The sequence below is a fragment of the Bacillus salipaludis genome (assembly GCF_030938565.1).
GTDB classification, from domain to species: domain Bacteria; phylum Bacillota; class Bacilli; order Bacillales; family Cytobacillaceae; genus Neobacillus; species Neobacillus salipaludis_A.
Genome location: NZ_JAVGVR010000001.1, coordinates 4,054,716 through 4,077,531, shown reverse-complemented (window position 1 = coordinate 4,077,531; position 22,816 = coordinate 4,054,716). Strand labels below are relative to the sequence as shown.

General features: G+C 39.9%; 23 protein-coding genes. 16 read left to right on the top strand and 7 right to left on the bottom strand.

Annotated features, from left to right (window positions below):
* Nucleotides 1–6 precede the first annotated feature (6 nt).
* From RCG21_RS20275 to RCG21_RS20250, 6 genes are read left to right on the top strand one after another with little or no spacing between them, the layout of a single operon-like run.
* Nucleotides 7–1,386 (top strand): cobyrinic acid a,c-diamide synthase CobB, encoded by a 1,380-nt coding sequence (locus tag RCG21_RS20275; RefSeq protein ID WP_133334980.1) that lies wholly within the window; start codon nucleotides 7–9, stop codon nucleotides 1,384–1,386.
* On the top strand, nucleotides 1,383–2,423 hold the full coding sequence (gene cobT / locus RCG21_RS20270; protein ID WP_133334982.1) for a nicotinate-nucleotide--dimethylbenzimidazole phosphoribosyltransferase: 1,041 nt from the start codon (nucleotides 1,383–1,385) through the stop codon (nucleotides 2,421–2,423). Before RCG21_RS20275 ends, cobT begins: the two co-directional genes overlap by 4 nt.
* A gap of 14 nt (nucleotides 2,424–2,437) precedes the next feature.
* Nucleotides 2,438–3,223, top strand: a complete 786-nt coding sequence (gene cobA, locus RCG21_RS20265; RefSeq protein WP_308913713.1) for a uroporphyrinogen-III C-methyltransferase — start codon at nucleotides 2,438–2,440, stop codon at nucleotides 3,221–3,223.
* A gap of 1 nt (nucleotide 3,224) precedes the next feature.
* Nucleotides 3,225–3,794, top strand: a complete 570-nt coding sequence (locus RCG21_RS20260) for a nitroreductase family protein (RefSeq protein WP_308913712.1) — start codon at nucleotides 3,225–3,227, stop codon at nucleotides 3,792–3,794.
* 41 nt (nucleotides 3,795–3,835) lie between these two features.
* Complete coding sequence (locus tag RCG21_RS20255; protein WP_308913711.1) at nucleotides 3,836–4,681, top strand: GHMP family kinase ATP-binding protein; 846 nt, start codon at nucleotides 3,836–3,838, stop codon at nucleotides 4,679–4,681.
* Nucleotides 4,682–4,704: 23 nt separating this feature from the next.
* On the top strand, nucleotides 4,705–5,505 hold the full coding sequence (locus RCG21_RS20250) for a HoxN/HupN/NixA family nickel/cobalt transporter (protein WP_133334990.1): 801 nt from the start codon (nucleotides 4,705–4,707) through the stop codon (nucleotides 5,503–5,505).
* An 87-nt stretch (nucleotides 5,506–5,592) separates the two neighbouring features.
* On the opposite strand, the gene RCG21_RS20245 is transcribed toward RCG21_RS20250, so the two are convergent.
* Together RCG21_RS20245 and fdhF are read right to left on the bottom strand one after the other, a co-directional pair.
* Nucleotides 5,593–6,075 (bottom strand): helical membrane plugin domain-containing protein, encoded by a 483-nt coding sequence (locus RCG21_RS20245; RefSeq protein WP_308913710.1) that lies wholly within the window; start codon nucleotides 6,073–6,075, stop codon nucleotides 5,593–5,595.
* 18 nt (nucleotides 6,076–6,093) lie between these two features.
* A complete protein-coding gene (gene fdhF / locus RCG21_RS20240; RefSeq protein ID WP_308913709.1) occupies nucleotides 6,094–9,030 on the bottom strand; it encodes a formate dehydrogenase subunit alpha in 2,937 nt (978 codons plus the stop codon).
* Nucleotides 9,031–9,342: 312 nt separating this feature from the next.
* Between fdhF and RCG21_RS20235 the strand changes: the two genes are divergently transcribed.
* Together RCG21_RS20235 and fdhD are read left to right on the top strand one after the other, a co-directional pair.
* Entirely contained in the window at nucleotides 9,343–9,690 is a 348-nt protein-coding gene (locus RCG21_RS20235; RefSeq protein ID WP_026576231.1) for a Na-translocating system protein MpsC family protein, read from the top strand.
* A gap of 12 nt (nucleotides 9,691–9,702) precedes the next feature.
* Complete coding sequence (gene fdhD, locus RCG21_RS20230; RefSeq protein ID WP_308913708.1) at nucleotides 9,703–10,503, top strand: formate dehydrogenase accessory sulfurtransferase FdhD; 801 nt, start codon at nucleotides 9,703–9,705, stop codon at nucleotides 10,501–10,503.
* Nucleotides 10,504–10,581: 78 nt separating this feature from the next.
* On the opposite strand, the gene RCG21_RS20225 is transcribed toward fdhD, so the two are convergent.
* Nucleotides 10,582–11,418 (bottom strand): SDR family oxidoreductase, encoded by an 837-nt coding sequence (locus RCG21_RS20225; RefSeq protein WP_308913707.1) that lies wholly within the window; start codon nucleotides 11,416–11,418, stop codon nucleotides 10,582–10,584.
* A 134-nt stretch (nucleotides 11,419–11,552) separates the two neighbouring features.
* Between RCG21_RS20225 and RCG21_RS20220 the strand changes: the two genes are divergently transcribed.
* Both RCG21_RS20220 and RCG21_RS20215 read left to right on the top strand, forming a co-directional pair.
* Nucleotides 11,553–12,797 (top strand): aminopeptidase P family protein, encoded by a 1,245-nt coding sequence (locus RCG21_RS20220; protein ID WP_308913706.1) that lies wholly within the window; start codon nucleotides 11,553–11,555, stop codon nucleotides 12,795–12,797.
* A 71-nt stretch (nucleotides 12,798–12,868) separates the two neighbouring features.
* Nucleotides 12,869–13,345: a hypothetical protein gene (locus RCG21_RS20215; RefSeq protein WP_133335002.1), complete on the top strand. Its 477-nt coding sequence runs from the start codon at nucleotides 12,869–12,871 to the stop codon at nucleotides 13,343–13,345.
* A gap of 213 nt (nucleotides 13,346–13,558) precedes the next feature.
* Here RCG21_RS20215 and RCG21_RS20210 read toward each other — a convergent pair whose 3' ends face one another.
* Both RCG21_RS20210 and RCG21_RS20205 read right to left on the bottom strand, forming a co-directional pair.
* Entirely contained in the window at nucleotides 13,559–13,873 is a 315-nt protein-coding gene (locus RCG21_RS20210; protein ID WP_133335004.1) for a DMT family transporter, read from the bottom strand.
* Nucleotide 13,874: 1 nt separating this feature from the next.
* The gene (locus RCG21_RS20205) at nucleotides 13,875–14,243 is read right to left on the bottom strand and encodes a DMT family transporter (RefSeq protein ID WP_308913705.1); all 369 of its coding nucleotides are present in this window, start codon (nucleotides 14,241–14,243) and stop codon (nucleotides 13,875–13,877) included.
* A 295-nt stretch (nucleotides 14,244–14,538) separates the two neighbouring features.
* On the opposite strand from RCG21_RS20205, the gene RCG21_RS20200 reads away from it, so the two are divergent.
* On the top strand, nucleotides 14,539–15,027 hold the full coding sequence (locus RCG21_RS20200; protein WP_308914288.1) for a class I SAM-dependent methyltransferase: 489 nt from the start codon (nucleotides 14,539–14,541) through the stop codon (nucleotides 15,025–15,027).
* Between the two features lie 78 nt (nucleotides 15,028–15,105).
* Here the strand turns inward: RCG21_RS20200 and RCG21_RS20195 are convergent, their stop codons facing one another.
* The gene (locus tag RCG21_RS20195; protein ID WP_308913704.1) at nucleotides 15,106–15,303 is read right to left on the bottom strand and encodes a cysteine-rich CWC family protein; all 198 of its coding nucleotides are present in this window, start codon (nucleotides 15,301–15,303) and stop codon (nucleotides 15,106–15,108) included.
* Nucleotides 15,304–15,457: 154 nt separating this feature from the next.
* Nucleotides 15,458–16,903 carry a DEAD/DEAH box helicase gene (locus RCG21_RS20190; protein WP_308913703.1) on the bottom strand — a complete coding sequence of 482 codons (1,446 nt, stop codon included), beginning with the start codon at nucleotides 16,901–16,903 and terminating at the stop codon, nucleotides 15,458–15,460.
* 455 nt (nucleotides 16,904–17,358) lie between these two features.
* On the opposite strand from RCG21_RS20190, the gene desA reads away from it, so the two are divergent.
* The 5 genes from desA to RCG21_RS20165 all read left to right on the top strand — a co-directional run bounded on the left by desA (nucleotide 17,359) and on the right by RCG21_RS20165 (nucleotide 22,806).
* Nucleotides 17,359–18,390, top strand: a complete 1,032-nt coding sequence (gene desA / locus RCG21_RS20185) for a Delta(5) desaturase DesA (protein ID WP_133335014.1) — start codon at nucleotides 17,359–17,361, stop codon at nucleotides 18,388–18,390.
* 70 nt (nucleotides 18,391–18,460) lie between these two features.
* Nucleotides 18,461–18,973 (top strand): response regulator, encoded by a 513-nt coding sequence (locus tag RCG21_RS20180; protein ID WP_308913702.1) that lies wholly within the window; start codon nucleotides 18,461–18,463, stop codon nucleotides 18,971–18,973.
* A gap of 150 nt (nucleotides 18,974–19,123) precedes the next feature.
* Nucleotides 19,124–20,455 (top strand): hypothetical protein, encoded by a 1,332-nt coding sequence (locus RCG21_RS20175; protein WP_308913701.1) that lies wholly within the window; start codon nucleotides 19,124–19,126, stop codon nucleotides 20,453–20,455.
* Between the two features lie 97 nt (nucleotides 20,456–20,552).
* Nucleotides 20,553–21,668 (top strand): mandelate racemase/muconate lactonizing enzyme family protein, encoded by a 1,116-nt coding sequence (locus RCG21_RS20170; RefSeq protein ID WP_133335020.1) that lies wholly within the window; start codon nucleotides 20,553–20,555, stop codon nucleotides 21,666–21,668.
* Nucleotides 21,669–21,681: 13 nt separating this feature from the next.
* Nucleotides 21,682–22,806, top strand: a complete 1,125-nt coding sequence (locus tag RCG21_RS20165; RefSeq protein ID WP_133335022.1) for a M20 peptidase aminoacylase family protein — start codon at nucleotides 21,682–21,684, stop codon at nucleotides 22,804–22,806.
* The last annotated feature ends 10 nt before the right edge of the window (nucleotides 22,807–22,816 follow it).

Sequence of the window (22,816 nt, the reverse complement as noted above, 5' to 3'; positions counted from 1 at the left end):
GATTTCATGTCTAGTCGCAGACTTGTCATTGCCGGAACAGGCAGCGGGGTTGGAAAAACAACCTTAACAATCGGGCTGATGTCGGCATTAAGAAAAAAGGGTTATATCGTTCAAGGGTTTAAATGTGGACCAGATTATATTGACCCGACATACCATACGGCAGTTACAGGGAGAATATCCAGAAATATTGACAGCTGGATGCTGGAACACGAGATGGTAAAAGAGATTGTGATCCGGGCAAGTTATGGAGCGGATATTTCGATTATTGAAGGTGTAATGGGCTTTTATGACGGTAAAAACCCAATGAATAATCGTGGTTCTACTGCAGAAATCAGTATCATTTCGGAAAGTCCAGTAGTCCTTGTCGTCAATTGTTCCAGTATGGCCCGAAGTGCTGCCGCCATTGTAAAAGGATTTCAAGTATTTTTAGAAGAAGCTAATATTGTCGGTGTGATCGCCAATCGGGTTGGCAGTGAGGGGCATTACAAAATCGTTAAAACAGCCATTGAACAAGAATGTGGCATACCGGTCCTTGGGTATTTACAAAAGGACTCCCATTTTGCTATCCCTGAGCGGCATCTTGGCTTAATCCCATCAGTGGAACGGGGAGAACTAGATTCGTTTTTTAATCAACTTGGTGACTTGGTTCTTGAAACAATCGATGTGGAAGCCCTCTATGAAGTAGCAAAAGCTTCTCCTTTGGAAATAAAGGAATCGCAGTTTAAGAGAAGGGAAAAGAATAAAATACGAATCGCCGTTGCTAGAGATGCTGCATTCAATTTTTATTATCAGGAAAACTTTGAATTGTTAGAGGCATTTGGGGCAGAGTTAATAGAATTTTCTCCGTTAAAGGGTGAAACGATTCCGGACAATATGGACGGTTTATACATAGGCGGCGGATTTCCAGAAGAATTTGCTGCCGATCTTCAAGAGAAAACAGAGGTCAAACAATCGATTCGGACAGCCATTGAAAAGGGCATACCAACATTGGCTGAGTGCGGCGGCTTCATGTATTTAACCGAGTCGATTGAAACTACGGATGAAAAAACCTATGAAATGGTTGGAGTCATCCCGGGCAAGGTGAAAATGCAATCAAGGTTGGCAGCCTTAGGATATCGTGAAATTACACCGGAAGAAGGAAATTTCCTTTTAGAGGGGAATTTGACAGCAAGGGGACATGAGTTTCATTATTCAACCTTTCAGCCAACCAAGGAAATTCAGCATGCCTATCAAACAAAGGCAATGCGCGGCTTCAAACAAGAGGGGTATATGCACGGGAATTTAATTGCGGGTTATACTCACTTCCATTTTGGATCTTGTCCTCGCTTGGTAGAAAACTGGATTAAGAAATGTAAGGAGTTTCAAAACAGGAGGATATCACAATGATTGATACCATTTCCAAGGCCCAGCCGTTAGATCAAGAAGCGGGTCAAAGGGTTCGTGAATATATTGATACCTTAACGAAACCACCGGGGAGTTTAGGGAGATTAGAAGAATTGGCCGTTCTGCTGGCAGAAATGACCTCAGAACCATTTCCTAGTGTAACACCGCCTGGGGTGATTGTGTTTGCGGCGGACCACGGTGTAATTGAAGAAGGGGTATCCGCTTTTCCGCAGGAAGTTACTGTACAAATGGTTATGAACTTTTTAAACAGCGGTGCGGCCATCAATGTCTTTAGCAAACAAATCGGCGCTGCCTTTGAAGTGGTGGATATCGGAGTTGCAGCAGATATTGAAGCAGATGGTGTAGTAAATCGGAAAGTAAGGTATGGCACAGCGAATTTTTGCAAACAGGATGCCCTGACAAAAATAGAGGTAGAAAAAGCGATTGCGGTTGGTTTTGAAAGAGCCGAAAACATGATTCAACAAGGAAGCAAATGCTTAATTCTAGGTGAAATGGGGATCGGTAATACGACTCCAAGCAGTGCGATTTTAGCGGTATTAAGCGGTGAAGAGGTCAAAGAGCTTGTCGGCAGGGGTACTGGAATTGCTCCAGAAAAGGTTATCCATAAGCAAGAAGTGATTGAACAAGCATTAGAAGAAAGACAACCTGACCGGAACGATCCCATTGATATTTTGGCAAAATTGGGTGGATTGGAAATCGCAGGAATGACGGGGGCGATGTTAGCAGCAGCGGCAAACCGAGTTCCGATTCTTTTAGATGGGTTTATTTGTACGATATCAGCACTATTGGCAAAAGAAATTTGCAGCACAGCGAGTGATTATATGATTGCTGGGCATCGTTCAGTTGAACCAGGACACAAAAAAGCCCTACAGTTACTGGGAAAAGAGCCTATTCTTGATCTTGATTTACGTTTAGGCGAAGGAAGCGGTGCAGCTGTAGCCTTTCCAATTTTACAATCAGCCACATTAATGCTGAAAGAAATGGCCACTTTTAGATCTGCAGGAATATCAAAGGAATAATGAGGTGATCGGACATGAAAAAAGGAAAAGTGTATCTTGTAGGTGCAGGACCAGGAGACCCGAAGCTCATTACTGTTTATGGGGTGGAGTGCATCCAAAAAGCGGATGTAATTTTATATGATCGTTTAGTGAATGAGGCCCTGTTGCAATATGCAAAAGAGGGGGCAGAGCTTATTTTTTGCGGAAAGCTTCCAGGAAAACATCAAATCATTCAAGACCAAATTCATGAGCTCTTGATTGAAAAAGCATCTGAAGGAAAGATTGTTGTCAGATTAAAAGGTGGCGACCCATGCATATTTGGCCGTGTTGGGGAAGAAGCGGAAGTGTTAGCTAGTCATGAAATACAATACGAAATTGTGCCAGGAATTACTTCTGGAATCGCTGCCCCTGCCTATGCAGGAATTCCCGTTACGCATCGCGATTATGCATCTTCGTTTGCAATCGTTACCGGACACGGACGGGCAGAGAAGGAAGAAGATCATTTGAATTGGTCAGCACTTGCCAAAGGGATTGATACCATCGCCTTTTATATGGGAATCGGGAACATAAATTATATTTGCACTCAATTAATCGAACATGGGAAAAACCCTCTTACTCCAGCAGCCATTATTCAATGGGGTACAACAGCACTCCAGAGGACACTTACCGGAAACTTAGAAAATATAGAAGAACTTGCTTCTAAGGCTGGTATAACACATCCTGCCATTGTGTTAGTTGGTGAAGTTGTTGGGGTTCGTGAAAAAATAAAATGGTTTCAAGAACGGGAAGAAAAAATCGAAGTGATTGCTGGGAGAGAGTAGAATGTCGATAATTGCAGAAATTAAAAATCGGAGAGCTATTCGGGATTATGCACAAAGAGAAGTAGAAGATGAAAAAATTAACACATTATTAGAAGCGGCTACATGGGCTCCAAATGATCGAATGAGAGAACCGTGGAGCTTTTACGTAATAAAAGGAGAAGCAAAAAAGCGCTATGAAATTTTGGCATCTGAATATTTGCAAGAGCGTTTTCCAACTAAACCCCATTTAGTAGAGAGTTCCTTAAAGGTATTGAAAACGACCCCGGTTCACATAGTTGTTACAGCCGACATTGTACCGGGGGATGAGGAGGCATCACGGGACAATGAATACGCGGTTTGTTGTGCGATTCATTCCATGTGGCTTGCCGCAAGAGAATTGGGATTGGGTTTTGTTTGGAGAACAAGGGGTGTAGGACTAGTAGGTGATAACCGGATGTATAGCTTTATTGGTTCACGGAAAAACAAAAAAATAATCGGTAATCTTTTTATTGGGTACCCAGATGATGAAGCCGTAAAAAAAATCAAGGTACCAGCTCGAACATCCTATCAAGAAAAAACAGTTTGGTTGTAAAAAAAAAGAATTAGTAGATTAGGTGTATGGGAGCTTTCTAAATGAGAATAGGAAAGGGAAGTTGTCACGGAACATTTGGAGAACTCGTTCAGGGAATAATCGATGAAAAACACTTTTTAATCACGTTTCCCATCCCGAATTTGAAAAGTGAGGCTGTTTTTATCCCGAATCCCAGAGCTTCTGAAATGACAATGGGGGATCCAAAAGTAAAGGCATTGAAAGCAGGAAAAATACTGATGCAACAGTTTGATTTGCCTCTCGGCGGCAGCCTAGATATTCGGTCCAATATTCCTTCCGGTAAAGGAATGGCGAGCAGTTCCGCTGATATTGTCGCGGCTATAAGGGCTATTGCTGATAGTTACTCACTCCCTATAACAAAAGAAATGATCTCAAGCATAGCGGCACAAGTCGAGCCAACCGATGGAGTCATGTATGATGAGGTCGTTGCTTATGACTATATTCATGGAGAACTGATTGAAGGCTTTGGGACGCTTCCTTCATTTCATCTCGTTGGATTCGATTTTGGGGGAGAAGTTGATACAGTTCAATTTAATCATATAGAAAAAGAATATAAACAACAAGATCATGCGATTTTTATACAAGCATACGAATTGATTCGGGAAGGGTTTGGGAGACGGGATTTTTCCTTGATTAGTAAAGCAACTACTCTGAGCGCACGTGTGAATCAAAAAATCTTACCAAAACCATTTTTTTATGAATTTGAAAAACTAGCCCAAGACTATCAGGGTGGGATTGTTGTTGCCCATAGTGGAACAGTTATGGGAATTTTACTAGATGGAAATCTACCAAATCAAAACGAGGTAATTTCAGATTTATCGAGGCAAATGTCTGATATAGTTAAAAATCCGATTCTAACATTATTTTAATAAGTAACATAAGGAGATTATCAATGGAAACTGTTTCATTAATTTTACTTGTATTTGTTCTGGGGCTTCGGCATGGACTGGATGCCGACCATCTGGCCTGTATTGATGGGTTAACACGGTATAATCTGCGTATGAATAGTCCGATTGCCCGCTGGGTAGGGACACTCTTTTCTTTTGGACATGGATTTGTTGTGGCAAGTGTTGCCGTAATTCTAGGTATTTTTATAAAGGATTTTAAGATCCCGGCTTATGTTGATACATTTGTGACCTGGATATCGGTATTGTCACTTTTTAGTATTGGTACATTAAATGTCTATAATCTATTGTCAAACACAAAATCGGATAAAAATTTTCAGGTTAGTGGAATAAAAGGGAAGTTCCTCCCGCGTGCTGTAAAGGAAACGACCAATCCCTTTATCGTTATCCTAATTGGCGGATTATTTGCAATGGCTGCGGATACGGTAAGCCAAACATCCATGTGGGCCATCGCAGCTGGAAATTCAGGAAAATATATGCCTTTTATCCTCGGAATCGTCTTTATGGTTGGCATGATGGTTACGGATACAATTGACTCATTCGTTGCCTTCCGTATGGTCAATCAATCGAATCGGTTGGGGCAGTCGGCTTCTCGAGTGATGGGATGGATAATTGTTGCTCTGGCCTATGGTGTTTCCTTTTATGAAGCCTTTACGTTTTTCTTCCCAATGGTGGAACTGGATTTTGAAATTGTAGGGATCATCATCTTTGTTTCAATGGTTCTGTGTCTTGGGGTGATTACCATTAAAGTAAGAAGAAATGTAAACCTTACAATAAAAAATCCATGATTGAAAAAGAAAAAACTTGCAGCATAAAGTCATTTTGGACAGTTGCAGCAAGTTTTTTCATTAAAACATAAGCTGAATTCTATTATTTTACGATTCCTTTAAACTCTTTCCCATGCCTTTTAAAAAGTGAATCCCAAATCCCACTGCACGATTGATATCCGGGTCATTCAAGGCCTTCATGAGATCGAAAACCCCAATTTTTTTATTAGTCTGAACAAACTCCGTTCCTTCATCAATCCCTGCTGCTAAACCGCTAATCAGCTTCTTAGTCTGTTCTGGTTGAAAATCGGTAAACGCCATCGATGCGCTCATGAAGTTATTGATAAAATTCGTAACGGGCTCTCGGTTCACTTGATGGAGTGCAATTTCAGCGATCTTTTCTTTTGCCTGAAGCATAGCATTAGCCGAATCTAGCATTCCACTCTCATTAAGTTCCCCAACTAAATCCATAAGCTTTTTCAAAGCTTCATCTTTTTCAGCTAACTGCGCTTGCAAGTTTGCTAATTTTTCACTTTCAAGCTCTTCCTTCGTTGGAATTTCTTTTTTTATCATCGTAATGGGCTGTGCCACCTAAAAACTACCTCCTTGTTAATCTGTTAAATGAACATACCCTGGGCGATTCCATTTACGCTGAACCTCTACCCCAGCTTGCGGATTCCGTTGTTTATTTCGCGGGTTTGTATTTGGAAGTGGATTTTTTCCCTCTTCACGAATCAGCTCCATCCGCACCTTCATTTGTTTATAAGCAGGTGTATTCGTTCGTAAATCAGTTGTTGTACCGATTAAAAAGTTTATGGCAGAGTCCTTTTCCGTTGAATTCATCGGCAAATATAATTCATTTGCTTTCACCCGGTCCGTAACAAGTGCCGGTAATTTTAGTGCACCAAAAGGTGAAACAAGGCGGACAATGGAACCGTCCTGAACCCCTCGGTCTTTCGCAAGCTCCGGTGACACCTCTACAAAAATTTGAGGGACTTTTGCCTGGATTCCAAAAGATTTATTTGTTAAATTCCCCTCATGGAAATGCTCAAGCATCCGGCCATTGTTGATATGAAGATCATATTCATCCGGAAACTCCTCAGGAGCAACCCAATCAGACAGCGAGAAACGAGCTTTTTTATCTGGAAAATTAAAACCATCTACATACAGAAGCGGTGTGCTAACCCCATCATTGCTTCCCCAAAGGAAACTGTTCCAGCCATCAAGGTCAGTATAATTTGCTTGACTGAAAAGAGGGGAGAGGCTGGCCATTTCGGCAAAAATTTCACTTGGATGACTGTAGTTCCAATGTGCTCCTAAGCGATTGGCAATTTCTTGGATAATCCACCAATCTGGCTTTGATTCGCCAAGTGTTGGTAATACTTGGTATAAACGTTGAACACGCCGTTCGGTATTCGTGAAGGTTCCTTCTTTTTCAAGAGAAGGCGCCGCTGGCAAAATAACATCCGCATATTGAGCCGTTCTGGAGAAAAATAGATCTTGCACTACAAAGAAATCAAGGCTTGCTAACGCGTCGTGAACATGATTCGCATTTGCATCTACGAGCGCCATATCTTCACCAACCAAGTACATGGCTTTCATTCTACCTTGTTTAACGGCTTTCAACATTTGAATGCTGTCAAGGCCAGGTAATCCATCAATCATGACACCGTAGGCTTTTTCAAATTTCGTCCGAGAAGCCTCATCGGTTACATGCTGATATCCTGGAAGCCATCCCGGTAGTGTTCCCATATCACATGCTCCTTGAACATTGTTGTGTCCGCGGAGAGGGTAGGCCCCGGCGCCAGGACGGCGATAGTTTCCTGTTGCAAGCAGCAAATTAGAAATTGCAGCGGAAGTTTCAGAACCGCCTTTGTTTTGGGTAACACCCATGCCCCAAAGAATACAGGTTCCGTCCGAATCGCGGATCATTTCCGCCACTCTAATCAGTGTTTTCTTTGAAATTCCAGTGGTTTCTTCGGCATATTCCAGCGTGTATTTTTCAAGTACGATTTTAAAATCATCAAAGAAATTAACGTTTTCCTCAATAAATTGTTGGTCATGCCAGCCTTGGTCAATAAGATATTTGGTTACAGCCATTAGCCATACTTGGTCTGTCCCTTGTTTCGGGCTGATAAAAATATCCGAGCGCTCGGCCATTTCGTTTTTACGCAGATCGGCCACGATTAATTTTTGACCGTGAAGTTTATGGGCACGCTTTATTCGGGTTGCCAAGACTGGATGGCCTTCTGCTGGATTAGCGCCGACAATGATGACCAAACCAGCTTTTGCAATATCCTGAATTGTTCCGGCATCACCGCCCATCCCAACAGTCCGGAATAAACCGTCCGTTGCAGGAGACTGGCAATAGCGCGAGCAGTTGTCGACATTGTTTGTCTTAAATACTTGCCTTGCCAGCTTTTGCATTAAATAATTTTCTTCGTTGGTTATTTTGGAAGAGGAGACAAAACCAATGGAACCTGGCCCATTTTCTTCTTGAATGGATGCTAGCTTGTTTGCCACGAGGGCGAGTGCTTCTTCCCAGGTAGATTCAACAAATTCGCCATTTTTACGAATTAATGGTTTTGTAATCCGTTCGTTGCTATTGACAAAATCCCAGCCGAATTTCCCTTTAATGCAGGTTGAAATGGCGTTAACGGGTGCATCATGAGAAGGCTGGATTTTAAGAATCTTTCTGTCTTTTGTCCAGACCTCAAACGTACAGCCCACCCCGCAAAAGGTACAAACGGTTTTGGTCTTTTTTGTACGTGTATCGCGCATGGCAGCTTCTGCTTCTGAGACAGCTAGAATACCAGAGTAACCAGGTTCTACCTCTTTGACTAAATCAATCATCGATGTCAGCAGGCCTTGGTTCATTCCGCTCATAAAACCTGCCTCACCGAGCATCGATTTTTCCATTAAGGCATTACAAGGACAAATGGTGACGCATTGTCCACAGCTGACACAGGAGGAGTCATTGATATTGACGCCATTGTCCCAAAGAACCCGAGGCCGCTCTGCCTCCCAATCAATGGAAAGGGTTTCATTTACTTGGAGGTTTTGACAAACCTCAACACATTGTCCGCAGGCAATACATTGATTCGGGTCATAGCGATAAAATGGATGGGACATATCAACGGCATTCTTATCTGCCTTTGGAGTGTAGGGATACTTTTGGTGCTCGATTTCCATTAAATCAACGGTGTTATGTACTTTACAGTTACCATTATTGTTATCGCAAACGGTACAGTAGAGCAAGTGGTTTTCTAACAGCCGATCCATTGCCTCCGTTTGCGCATTCTTCGCACGCGGGGAAGAAAGTGAAATGTCCATCCCATTTGAAATTGTAGTCGAACAAGAGCGAACTAGCATTCCATCCACTTCGACGATACAGGTATCGCAGGTTTGAATCGGATCTACCTCTGGAACATAGCAAACTTGCGGATGGGGAATTTCATTTTGATTGATGATTTCTAGAATGGTTGAACCTTGCTTTGCTGTATAGCTTTGATTATTTATTTTGACGGTAATCAATTTGTCGTTCATGTTTGACCTCCTTATAAAGAAAAATAAAAAACTCCACCACGAACACAGCTGCCTGTTCGTTCCGGGCAGTATGTTTGCATGGTGGAGTAGTTTAATAGCAGTTCTTGCGATATTAGACCAATCCAATTTTTAAATAAAAATAGAAAGACTCCATACAATCAATATATCGAGTCCATCAATGACACTATAATTATAGTGGTAATCATAAAAAATCGCAATATTTTAATTTCTCTCCAGTAAGTTTCTCTTTATTTTTAAAAACGAATCAATTAATATTTTAATAAATGTTTGGAAGCACCGGAGGATTGTAAAATGTCAAAAGTAATTCATGAGTTTAATGATATTATTCGCAAGCTTCGTAAAGATTTGTTTGGAAAAGGCCCGGAAAGAATTCATACGGTATTTACAGAAAACATGGCAATTTCTACACTCTATGGCAATTTGACTCCAACCGAAAAGTTTATATGCCAATCACCGGATGGGACGGAAATGGTGCATATGGCTAGAACAAAAATGATTCAAAAGGTTTATTCAGAGAATCTTCCAGAAGGCTTAGAAGAGGTCGTTGGCGCTAAATTAGTTCATCTTTTTTCAGATATTAAGGTTAAAGAAGATATTGCCGTATCTGTTTTTGTGTTTGATAAAAACATATCTTCATAGGGGGAAGTGCGTATGAATCTAGTTAAAAATCAACGAGAGATTCTCCAGTTTAAGAATGGGCGTTTCACGAATGTATCGGACAGCATCGTAACGGAATTTCCCGTAACGGTAAAAATTAATGGCGAGGAATTTGTAACACTTGTGTGTACTCCGGAGTACATCGAGGATATGGTCGTTGGTTTTCTCGCAGCTGAAGGGGTTATTCGCCAATATAAAGAGATTGACAACATGTGGATTCAGGAAAAAGAGGGAATCGTCCACATCGAAACCACAAAAATAAATCCTTATTATCAAAAGTTTCAAGGAAAGCGCTTTATTACTTCCTGTTGCGGGAATAGCCGGCAGGGGTTTGTTTTCGTGAATGATGCGATGACTGCAAAGAAAATGGATGACCATTATCATGTAAGTGTATCCGTTCACGATTGTTTCCGGTTTATTGAGGAATTGGAGAATGCTGCCGTTATTTTTCAAGAAACTGGTGGGGCACACACGGCTGCATTATGTGATGATGATGGCATTGTTTTGAGTAGAACGGACATTGGAAGACATAATGCTCTGGATAAAATTTACGGATATTGTTTGAAAAATAATATTTCTGTTGCTGATAAAATCATTGTTTTTAGCGGCAGGATATCTTCGGAAATTTTATTAAAGGTTGCAAAAATTGGCTGTGAAGTAATTCTGTCAAAATCAGCTCCAACAGAACTCGCCCTCCAGCTGGCAGAGGATTTGGGCATTACCACAATCGGATTTATCCGCAATGAGTCTTTGAATGTGTATACGCATCCGGGACGGATTGTTGGAGGAAGATGATTTTTTAGAGGGACAAAATAAAATGGGATTCCTTTTATTTTGTCCCTCACAAATTTTGTCCTAGAAAAAGGAAAGTTTCTACTGTTTAAGTTTCTTGACAATAAACGTTTCAAGTTTTTCCCACGGAAGTATATTCTTTAAAAACAAATTTGATTTTACACCTTTCCCAATTGGGTATCTTAGTTTAGGCGACTTGACTTGGGTAGCAATTTCCGCAACTAGTTTTGCAACTTCCATCGGATCTCCATAATCCGCTTTTCCACTTTCAATTTCTTTCAAGATACTTTTCATATAAGTAGCATAAGGGGAATCAGTATCGACCATCAAGTCATCCACACTTGTCCAAATATTCGTTTGATAGGAACCAGGTTCTATTAGCGACACATCAATTCCTAAAGGTTTAAGCTCGAGCCTCAAGCTCTCACTATACCCTTCAAGCGCATGTTTTGAGGCTGAATAGGCAGATAATCCCGGAAATCCAAACCTACCACTAATGCTGCTCATATTGATAATTCTTCCTCGACCATTTGCCCTCATAAACGGAAGAACGGCATTTGTCACGGCAATTACACCAAAGAAATTGGTTTCAAATTGCTTCCGGTAGTCTTCGATTGAGAGTTCCTCACTAAATCCCCCGACAGCAAAACCTGCATTGTTAACTAACACATCGATAGATGGCCACTCAGACAGAAAACTTTTAAACGCATTAATTGATTCAGGTAAAGTCACATCAAGGAGATGGACATGAATGAAATCCACTACCTGCTTTTCTTTTGCTAATTCTAAAAGTTGCTTAGATTTAGTCATATCCCTCATCGTTGCAATCACTGTAAAACCCTTTAAGGCTAATTCGATCACAGACAACAAACCAAAGCCGCTCGAGGAACCTGTTACGATTGCTGTTTTCTTCTTCATACATTTCTCCTTTTATTAACCTTTTTCATTTATTAAAACGTATTGTAACGAGGGTTGCATAGAAAAAAGTATGAATTATTTCATAGTATAGTATATTTAACTATATACATACCTTTTAGAAGAGAGGGAATTTCATGAACAAAGATTTCTATGTGAAAAATCGCAATCTGTTATATGAAAAGCTTGAAGAACGTTCACTGCTTGTTTTGTTTGCCGGGAAAGCCCCACAAAAATCCGCTGATGAAGACTATACGTTCACTCCCAACCGCAATTTTCTTTATTTAACAGGTATTGATGAGCAAAATATTATTTTTTTCGCACATAAAACAAATGACGCCATACAAGAATATCTTTTTATCGAAAAATCAGATCCTGTATGGGAAAAATGGATCGGAAAAACTATTACCAAAGAAGAGGCTGCAAATGTCTCGGGAATCGGCAATATCCAATTCATTGAACAATTTGAATCCTTTCTGTCGCGAACACTTTTAACGAATGTATTTTCATCTATTTATTTAGACCTGGAAAGAAGAGAGCTAGATAAGGTTATGACACAAGCGCAGCAATTTGCTCAGAAAATCCAGGCGAATTACCCTTACCTGCAAATAAAAAATGTTTATCCTGATATTTGCGAACTACGTGTTTACAAAACACCGGAAGAAATCGCAGAAATTAAAAAAGCGATTGAAATTACGAATGAAGGAATTAAAAACTTAATGAGCCACGCAAAGCCCGGTATGAAGGAATACCAGCTTGAAGCCTATTTTGATTTTACGCTTAAGTCGGAGGGGGTACGGGATTATGCTTTCCCAACGATTGTTGCTAGTGGGAAGAATGGTACGATCCTTCACTATGTAAAAAATAATGCAACGGTTGAGGACGGGAGCCTTGTCCTGCTTGATTTAGGTGCTCAATATCATTTTTATAACGGGGATATCAGCTATACTTTTCCGGTGAACGGTAAATTCACGGAAAAGCAAAAGACCTTTTACAATATTGTTTTAAAAGCATTAAGAGAAACTACTGCACTGATCAAACCAGGTGTTCCACATGCAAAATTGAATGAACATACAAAGAAAGTTTTAGCCGAAGAGTGCATAAAAGTAGGGCTGATTAAAGAAGAAAGTGAAATCACCAAATATTATTATCACGGTGTGAGTCATTTTCTTGGACTAGACACCCATGATGTGGGCGATTATAAGGATTTGATCTTAAAACCGGGAATGGTGTTAACCGTTGAGCCGGGTTTATATATTGAGGAAGAAGAAATTGGAATTCGCATCGAAGACGATGTTTTAGTAACAGAGGACGGTTGCGAAGTGCTTTCAAAAGATATTTTTCGTTCGGTAGAAGAAATAGAAGCATTTATGAGGAAATAATTTGAAGAGCTGCCTATGTTTTTTATAACATTATGATAAAATAATGTTTATCTAAACATATGGAGGCAACTATGCTAACTTTTGAAGAAAAACTTGCGATTATTGAGACATACCCTGAATTGGAGAGGGTGAATGTATCCCTTGGACGAGTAAATTTCCAATTTAATGAAAGTGTGTATGACAAGAAAAATGTCGTTTATCACCTGCATCCAAATGGAAATGGCTTTGTCTATGCTGGTCGTATTCCCAATTACAAAACCGATGATAAAGGGATGGTCAATATTCGTGACTATTCTGCTGAGGACTTAAAACAAATAATTAGGGATTCAATCACCAGCCTATCTGCTGTTGAAAAACCAATCGCTGAAGCAGCGATTATTGGCGACCTAGAAGAAGAACGATGGGTGAATAAAGAGAATGAAACTCTTCTTTTAATCAATGAAGATGAAACCTGGAATATATATTTCGGCCTAAATCTAGAGGAAACCTTCAGTACCTATGAAGAGGCAGAAGTGTTTTTAGTAGAGGAAGGCTTTAGAAGGGCTTAATTTTTAGGCTGTGTTAAGTTGATTGGAGTGGAAAGCACGAAGACTCCTGCGGGAGTACGGGGCAGGGGAGACCCCGCAGGCGCGTAGCGACGAGGAGGCTCCCCGGCACGCCCGCGAACCGCTTGTGCCTGGAACGGAAATCAACAGACAAGTTTAACACAGCCAATTTTTAAAACAACTCCGAACGGAAAATTGTTCGGAGTTGTTTATTTATTACGACAAGACCCGAAGCCCGATGACTCCAATGATAATTAAAATTACACTTAGCATTCGCCCGACGTTTTTCGATTCACCAAATAAATACATGTTGATGGTCACAGCGCCTGCTGTCCCAATTCCAACCCAAACGATATAGGCAATACTCAGTTGCAAAAAATGGAAGGAGGTATATAAAAAAGCAAAGGAAGTACAAAAACCGCCGATGTATAATACTCCATTTTTTAAAGATTTCTGTTGGCTATACATTTTTAACCCCGCTGCACCTGTAACCTCGCATGCAGCAGCTAAAAAAACAAACAACCATCCCATGTCAGGCAGCTCCTTTCGCAGATTCTTTTTCCTCTGATTTGTTATCTGCCAGATTGAGCCCGATGACCCCGATAATGATTAGAAGGATAAACAAAATCATACCTGTATTAAAGATTCCCCCAAAAAGGAAGACATCCATTAATACGGTTCCAATTGCCCCGACCCCAGAAAAGATGGCATAAACCGTGCCTGTCGGAAGGGTAGCACAGGCATTCGGGAGAAAATGGAAGTCAGTAAAAATCACTGCGATAACAAGAGCCCATTCCCACCAAGTATCGGCTGTATTAAATCCATAAACCCATATTAATTCAAACAAACAAGTCAAACCCACATAAAGCCAGGCTTTATTCAAATTACTCACCTCTAGCATGCCCGTTTTCTATTTTATATTGCCCGATATGTACTACTCACATTAACATAGAATACCACTTTGAGGTGCCTGTCACCACCCGGTTTTTGTGGTTTTTTGTCGAATTAAAAGAGAAACAATGATGAATTTAATTTTTTTCATATATAATGTAAGGGGAGAATTTTGAGTTTTATTGTTTGGAGTGGAGGATTTTGAGTCGATCTTTTGCAAAATGGTACGATTTTTTTATGAGTCCATTAGAAAATAAAAAATTTAATGGGATTCGCAAGGAACTTCTCTCAAAGGCAGGGGGAGTATTCTTGAATTAGGTTCAGGAACAGGGATTAATTTTCCTTTATATACGGAATGTGAAAAAGTAACTGCCATTGAACCGAGTCCATATATGATTGAGAAATCCTTAGAAAAGAAAAAACAATCGGTTGTCCCGATTGAACTGGTCCAGGCAAGTGCCGAAGAATTACCATTTGCAGATAATACCTTTGATACGGTTGTAGCCACTCTTGTATTTTGCACGATTCCCAACCCGGAAAGAGCCATGTTAGAAATGAAACGGGTATCAAAGCCGGATGGGAAAATCCTTTTATTTGAACATGTGAAAATGGAAAATCGTGTTCTTGCTGCGCTACAGGAGGGCTTAACACCTGTTTGGAAAAAAATTTGTGATGGATGCTGTTTAGATCGGGACACCTTGGAGTTATTAATCGCCCATGGCTTTGATGTAACAGAGGTACATAAGTATTACCGTGATTTATTTATTTTTGCTGAGGCAATCAATAGAAAGTAATTGGTGGATTCAGAAAAGGTATTAGTATTTATAAAATATCGATAACATGAAAAAACGCAAGGATGACCCTCGCGTTTTTTAGATTATTTTATGATCTTCCTTATAAGTATCTAAACAATTTTTGCAGATACAATGTTTTCTTAAACTTTCTGCAGGAACCAGCTCTAAGATTTCATTCGGAAATGTTTCTGAGTCACACCAACAGTTTCCATGTTCTCCAGACCCTGTCATACATAGGTTTTCTTCTCCACATATAGGACAATATTTATTAGACATTTACAACTCCTCCTCAACCCTTGGTGCAACATGCGGTAATTGCACTCTTTTTCTCTAATTTTAACTCATCTGAAGTTGTTTTGTTGAAAAATTATTGCGATTAATTTTACATGAGGGAAACTAAGCACCGACCGTCGTAATCTTCCAAATTCCATTATTTAAGCGCCTTGCTCACTTTCAGCGTTTTTCCTTTAATCGTTGTATTCTCCATGGCTTGAAGCACGAGCGAGCCCTTTCCGTTAAGAATATCAACATAAGACAAATGATCCTGAATCGTAATAATGCCGATATCTTCTGCTGTTACCCCGGGAATTTTTGCAATCGTCCCAACAAAATCAATCGCGCGAAGCTTCTTCTTTTTTCCTCCGCTAAAATGGAGTTTCATAATGCCTTGGTTGATCCGGGCCGATTTGTTATTTCTCACGACACGGCGACCGCTAATTTTTTCATCAAAAGCAGCTTTTCCGGCTTCAACCTCCTGTGATGAGGGGGCTTCCATTGCCGGAATCTCAAAGCCAATGTATTTTTCAATTGCCTTAACGAATTTTCCCTCGAAAGGGGTGGCAAACGTAATCGCTTTTCCCTTATTGCCGGCACGGCCGGTTCGTCCTGTTCGGTGTACATAGCTCTCTTTTTCCATGGGAACATCATAGTTAATGACAAGTCTCACTTGATCAATATCAATTCCTCGTGCTGCCACATCTGTAGCTACAAGATAACGGAAATTCCCCATTTTAAAACCGTCCATAACTGCAAAGCGATCCTGTTGTTCTAATCCTCCATGAAGTCTTTCACAAGAATAATTGGCCTCGTCCAATTCAGTATAAACGTTATCAACGTGCTCTTTTGTTCTGCAAAAAATAAGACAGCTATCTGGATTTTCAAGAACTGTAACGTCTTTTAGAAGGGAAATCTTGTCGCCTTCCTTTACCTCGATTAACCGGTGCTCTATTGTATCCGTGGTAATTCCTGAAGCCGCAATATCGATATTCACGGGATCCTTCATATACTTATGGCAGAGATTTTCAACATCTTTAGGCAATGTAGCAGAAAATACCATGGTTACCCTGTTTGAAGGAAGTTCATTTATGATGTCTTCAACCTCGTCAATGAACCCCATATTTAGCATTTCATCCGCTTCATCGATGATTAGATATTTTATTTTTTCTAAAGTTAAAGTACCTCTTTCAATATGGTCTATGACACGTCCAGGTGTCCCGACGACGACATGCGTTTTTTGATTTAATTCTTCTTTTTGTTTTGTAAAAGGTTCTTTTCCATAAACGGCTAATGCTTTAATCCGTTTAAATCTTCCAATATTCGTAACATCCTCTCGAACTTGAACCGCAAGCTCTCTAGTTGGTGTCAGAATTAATGCTTGTGGCTTTTTTTCTTCCCATTCTATTCTCTCGCAAAGAGGGATCGAAAAGGATGCAGTCTTGCCGCTGCCGGTTTGGGATTTTACAACCAGGTCCTGATTTTTCATTGCTAATGGGATAACTTTACTCTGAACCTCTGTAGGAGTATCATATTTTAAAATAGTAAGTGCTCGTGTTATTTCTTTGCTTAACTGGAAATCGGCAAAATTTTTATCACTCATGTGGTAACCTCGTTTTTTTATATTATCCGATCGTTATTTAGGATTTCTCGTAAAGAAATTTCATATGCAAATCGAATATGTTTCATTATACTTGAAACCCATTCAAATCACCCATTATTTTAAAATAATCTACTTTAACATGACACCTGCAACTCCTGCAACTCCAGCTACTAACAAGTCTAATTTTCTTCCTATATACCTTATATAATGACAAAACAAGAAGGGAATTACAAAATGCAGTAATTTCATTCTTTTCTCGTATTGTAACTCATAAGAAGTTGTTTTGTTGAAAAAAATAAAATCGGAAATTATCGCGATTGAACATTGGAAAGTATGAAAAAAATCAGCTTGTACATGACATTTGTCATATCGTGTACATGACACCTGCTACTAACAAGTCTAATTTTCTTCCTATATACTTTATATAACGACAGAACAAGAAGGGAATTACAAAAATGACCTTAGAAAATACGAAAAATCTCAAAAAACAAGTTGCTCCCTTTGAACAATCATCGACAAAAGAAAGCGTCTGGCAGCTCATCAACACAGTCGTACCATTTTTTCTTTTATGGTACCTTGCCTATATCAGCCTTTCCGTTTCTTATTGGTTAGCATTGGTTCCCATTTTGTTAGCCTCTGGCTTTTTGACACGAATTTTCATTATTTTTCATGATTGTACCCATCATTCCTTTTTCAAAAACCGCCGTGTCAACCGGATCATTGGCACTTCAATGGGTGTATTAACCCTATTCCCGTTTGATCAATGGGGACACGAGCATTCTGTTCATCATGCGACAAGCGGGAACTTGGATAAGCGCGGCACTGGAGATATATGGACGCTTACGGTTGAAGAGTATTTGGCAGCACCACTTAGACTTCGTTTAGCCTATCGTTTTTATCGTAATCCATTCGTTATGTTTGGATTAGGACCGATTTATGTTTTTCTACTTAAAAATAGATTTAACCGTAAAGGTGCTAAAAAGAAGGAACGTATGAACACGTATTTAACCAATGTTTTAATCGTTGCTCTAATGGGATTGCTTATTTGGGCAATCGGCTGGCAGTCGTTTCTCTTGGTTGAAGGTTCTATTTTCTTAATTTCAGGTGCCATTGGTATATGGCTGTTTTATGTACAGCACACTTTTGAGGATTCTTATTTTGAAGAAGACAAAGAGTGGGAATATGTAAAGGCAGCGGTTGAAGGAAGTTCTTATTATAAGCTTCCGAAGGTTATCCAATTCCTTACAGGTAATATTGGTTATCACCACGTTCACCATTTAAGTCCAAGGGTTCCAAATTATAAACTTGAAGAAGCACATAATCAGACGCATCCATTACAAAACGTACCAACCATCACCCTTGCTACAAGTTTGCGCTCTCTAAAGTTCCGCCTATGGGATGAGGAAAGCAAGAATTTTGTAAGCTTTCGGGAGATTAAATATTTACCAAAACGCAATATTACAGTCCAAGTAAAACCTGAACATTAATTTTTAGAGACTCTCCTTCATATAAGGGGAGTCTCCTTAATTAGACACGCCAGATAAGGAGAGAACCTAGATGATTCGAATTGTCATTGCTGAGGATCAAGAACTGCTGTTAGGGGCAATTGGTTCCCTGCTTAATTTGGAAGAGGATATGGAAGTGGTTGGCCAAGCATGTGATGGGGAAGAGGCCCTTGCACTTGTAAAGCAACTACAACCGGATATTTGCCTGATGGATATCGAGATGCCTAAAAAGAGCGGACTTGAGGCAGCAGAAGCTTTGAGGTCAACTGGATGTAAAGTGATGATTTTTACAACCTTTGCGAAGACTGGATATTTTGAGCGAGCCTTAAAAGCGGATGTTAGAGGTTATTTATTAAAGGACAGCCCGAGCGAAGAGTTAGCTTGCTCGATCCGCCGCATTATGGCTGGAGAGCGGAGTTATTCCCCAGAGTTAATAGAAGATGATGATCTTGTTTTTGAACCTTTCTCCGCCAATCTACCATCAAGCCAAAGAAGTGATACGATTGGAACGGTTAGAAATTACATTTCAACTATAATGGAAAAAATGAAGTTACCGACTGGTTGAGAAATGACTATTTGAAAGATATTCGGGCTTGCCTAGATGGCAAGTCCATTTTGTTTTTAGGACGGGGAAAGAACGACCCAAAGATATACAAAACCATGATATACTAGAAATTGGTATAATTTATTTAAAATAACGGTGGGAGTTGTCATAATGGTCGCGATTGGTGTGTTAGGTTCAAACCTTTATATTGATGCTATATCTCCATATTATCATTTATTTCCGGAAATCTCGTTTATCAACTATACATATGATTCGCCGTGGGAAATTAACCATTTGATTGATCAGGCCGGGAAAGAGGTGGATTTTTTACTTTTCTCGGGTGCAATTGCGTATTATTTCGGGCAGAAAAAAATAAATGAAAACCAATTGATGGCTACCTATGTTCCATTTAATGAATTCGTTGTTTCGCTTTCATTGTTTTCAATTTACTTTCATGAAAAAATCCCGTTGGAAAAGATTTCGATTGATTTGCCTAAACAGGAATTTTTAGAGAATGTCTTAAAAGAAATCCATATAACGGATCCAACTTTATTTGTGAAAGACTACCCGTGGGTTTATCACGTAGAAGAAGAGAAGGCAGGCTTTGATATTACTCAATTCGTTCATTTCCATGCGGATTTATATAAAGAGAAAAAAACACAATTTGCTTTAACAAGTATACATGCAGTATATGAAGAGTTACAGAAATTGTCTATTCCTTCCATTTATATGGTTCAGCCGAAGCAATCCCTGAAAGAAGGATTGGAAAGGGCAGTGACGTTAACGAGATTAAAGAAAACAAAGGATTCACAGATCGCTGTCATCTCGATAAAAATAGCAAATTATCCAATCCAACAGGAAGAACAAGTTTTTCGCCTGCAGATCCTGCAGCATTTAAACCAAATGGCAAGGCAATTAAATGCAAGAGTATCACTGGACCAACATCAGCCATTTACTATTTATACGAATCGCGGTTCAATGGAGGTTGCTCTAAAAGAACAAAATCTGCAAAAAATTCTTGAGCTTGAAGGAAAAATAAATTCGCCTTTACAGATTGGAATCGGTTATGGATATACGATGAATGAGGCCGAAAACCATGCGACAGAAGCCTTATATTTTACAGAAAAACAGGCAACAGAAAAAACAACTATTTTTATATTAGATGAAGACAAAAAACTGATTGGTCCTTTGTTTGAAAATGAAAAACAATATGTCTTAAAAAATGAAAATCAACATATCCAATCTTTAGCGGATCAACTTAAAATGACGGCGAAAAATCTAATCCGCTTTTTTGATTTTGTTCGGCTACATCAATTTCGTTCATTCTCGGCACAGGAATTGGCAGATTATTTAACGGTAAGTAGGCGTTCTGCTGAGAGGTTAATTAAAAGATTTCTTGAAAAAGAATTACTTACAATTACGGGGGAAGAGCAGCCATATGACCAAGGACGCCCGCGGGCACTTTATAATATCTCGGAAAAGCTAAAAAAATATTTCTCCTAAAAGGATTGTTTTTTGAAAATTTACAGTATATTATAAAAATGACCGATTAGCGACAATAAAACGACGGTGTCGCAAATATAGAGGAGGAAAAATCATCATGAAAATTATTAAAGCTGATATTATTGGAATCCATTTACCATTACAATCCCCATTTATTATTTCCTATGAAACATATGATTATATGCCATCGATTATTGTGAAACTCGAAACGGAAGATGGTCTTGTCGGATATGGAGAAGCCGTTCCGGATGAACATGTAACAGGGGAATCCTTTTTTAGCGGAATTGAAATTTTAAAACATCAGTTACTGCCTTTTATCATGGGAGAAAGTCCATTTGCCATTGAAAAAATTCACCATATTATGGATAGCCGAATTCATGGCAACCCGGCAGCAAAAGCTGCGATTGATATCGCATGCTATGACCTGATGGGTAAATATGCAGGCAAGCCAGTCTACGATTTAATTGGCGGAAAATTTCATAATGAACTTACCTTTGCAAAGGTATTAAGTATTGAAGAACCGGAAGTGATGGCTGAGAAGGCAAAACAGGCGCTTGCTCTCGGATACAGTTCCTTGAAACTAAAGGTTGGATTTGATCTTTTTAAAGATTTAGAACGTGTAAAAGCCGTTCGAGAGGCAGTTGGCTATGGGGTGCCGATTCGAGTCGATGTTAACCAAGGCTGGAAGGATTATTCGACTGCAGCCCAGGCACTTCCATTACTAGAACCGCTCAGAATTTCCTGGCTGGAACAACCGATCAAGATGGGAGATATTGACGGACTTGCAGAGCTTCGAAAGAAAACGGTGATACCGATTATGGCAGATGAAAGTGTTCATGACGGCTCCGACCTAAATGAAATTATCAAGAAAAATGCCGCTGACAAAATCAATATTAAATTAATGAAATCAGCGGGGATTTATCCTGCGATTCATATGGCTAAAACAGCTGAATATGCAGGTCTTTCCTGCCAAGTCGGGTCAATGGTCGAATCCTCGATTGGCTCTGCAGCTGGATATCATACTGCGATGGCAAGAAAAAATATCACCAGCACAGAATTAACCGGGCCGTTGTTGTTCAGTAAAGATATTGGTGACCTTGAGTATCAAATTCCTTTTGTGGTACTAAGCGAAAAACCTGGTTTAGGTGTTGAAGTGAATGAGGAAACGCTTCAAGAATTAACGATTAAAAAAGAAACTGTTCATTCCAAGTAATGAGGGAATACAGATGAAAAAAACATTAGAAAAATTAAGCCCAATCATTTTTGAACTATTTGAGCATTTACATCAAAATCCGGAGGTCAGCTGGAAAGAAGTTAACACCACGAGCTTCATAGCAAATTTCTTAAAGAGCAATGGGTGTGAGGTTAGAACGTTTCCTGACCATACAGGAGTGATAGGGGAACTAGGAAATGGTCCCCTAACGGTTGGGGTTCGCGCGGATATGGATTCTTTATGGCAGGAAGTGAATGGGAGATTTCAAGCCAATCACTCCTGCGGCCATGATGCGCATATGACGATGGTGTTAGGTACGCTGCTTCTTTTAAAAGAAATGCAATTAGAACTGCCGGGACGGCTAAAATTAATTTTCCAACCGGCAGAGGAAGTGGGAGATGGCGCCTTAAAAATGATTGAAAAACAAGTAATCGATGATATTGACTTTTTGTATGGTGTTCATTTACGGCCTATTCAGGAACTTACGATGGGGACGGCATCACCAGGTATTATTCACGGGGCCGCTGAAACCGTTTCCGCTAAAATTATTGGCTTTGATGCGCATGGTGCTCGCCCTGATTTAGGGGTGAATGCCATAGAAGTGATTTCCGCGATTGTCGAGCAATTAAAAGGGATCCGTTTGAACCCGTTTGATTCTTTCTCTGTAAAAATGACTCAAGTCAGTGCAGGAGGGGATAACACGAATGTTATTCCCGGATCTGCCCAATTTCATTTAGACTTACGGGCGCAAAAAAATGAAACGATGGATAGGCTAGTTCAAAAAGTTGACCATATTTTACAGCAAGTTGCCTCACTTTTTGAGGTGAAGATTGAATTTGAACATAAGGAAAAGGTTTATGCTGCTGTGGTAAATCCCAAGGCACAGAAAATTATGGCGAAGGCGATTGCAGAAGTCATTGGTGCTGAAAATGTTATGCCTGCAGTCATCACACCCGGTGCGGAGGATTTTCATTTTTACACAAAAGAACGCCCGCATTTGAAGGCGGCGATGCTGGGTTTAGGCTGCGACTTAGCCCCTGGTTTGCATCACCCGTATATGTCGTTTAATCGAGATGCCCTTTTAAATGGAATTGAAATTTTAACTCGAACTGTTCTTGCGACTTTTAAACAAAACTAATCAGTTTTTA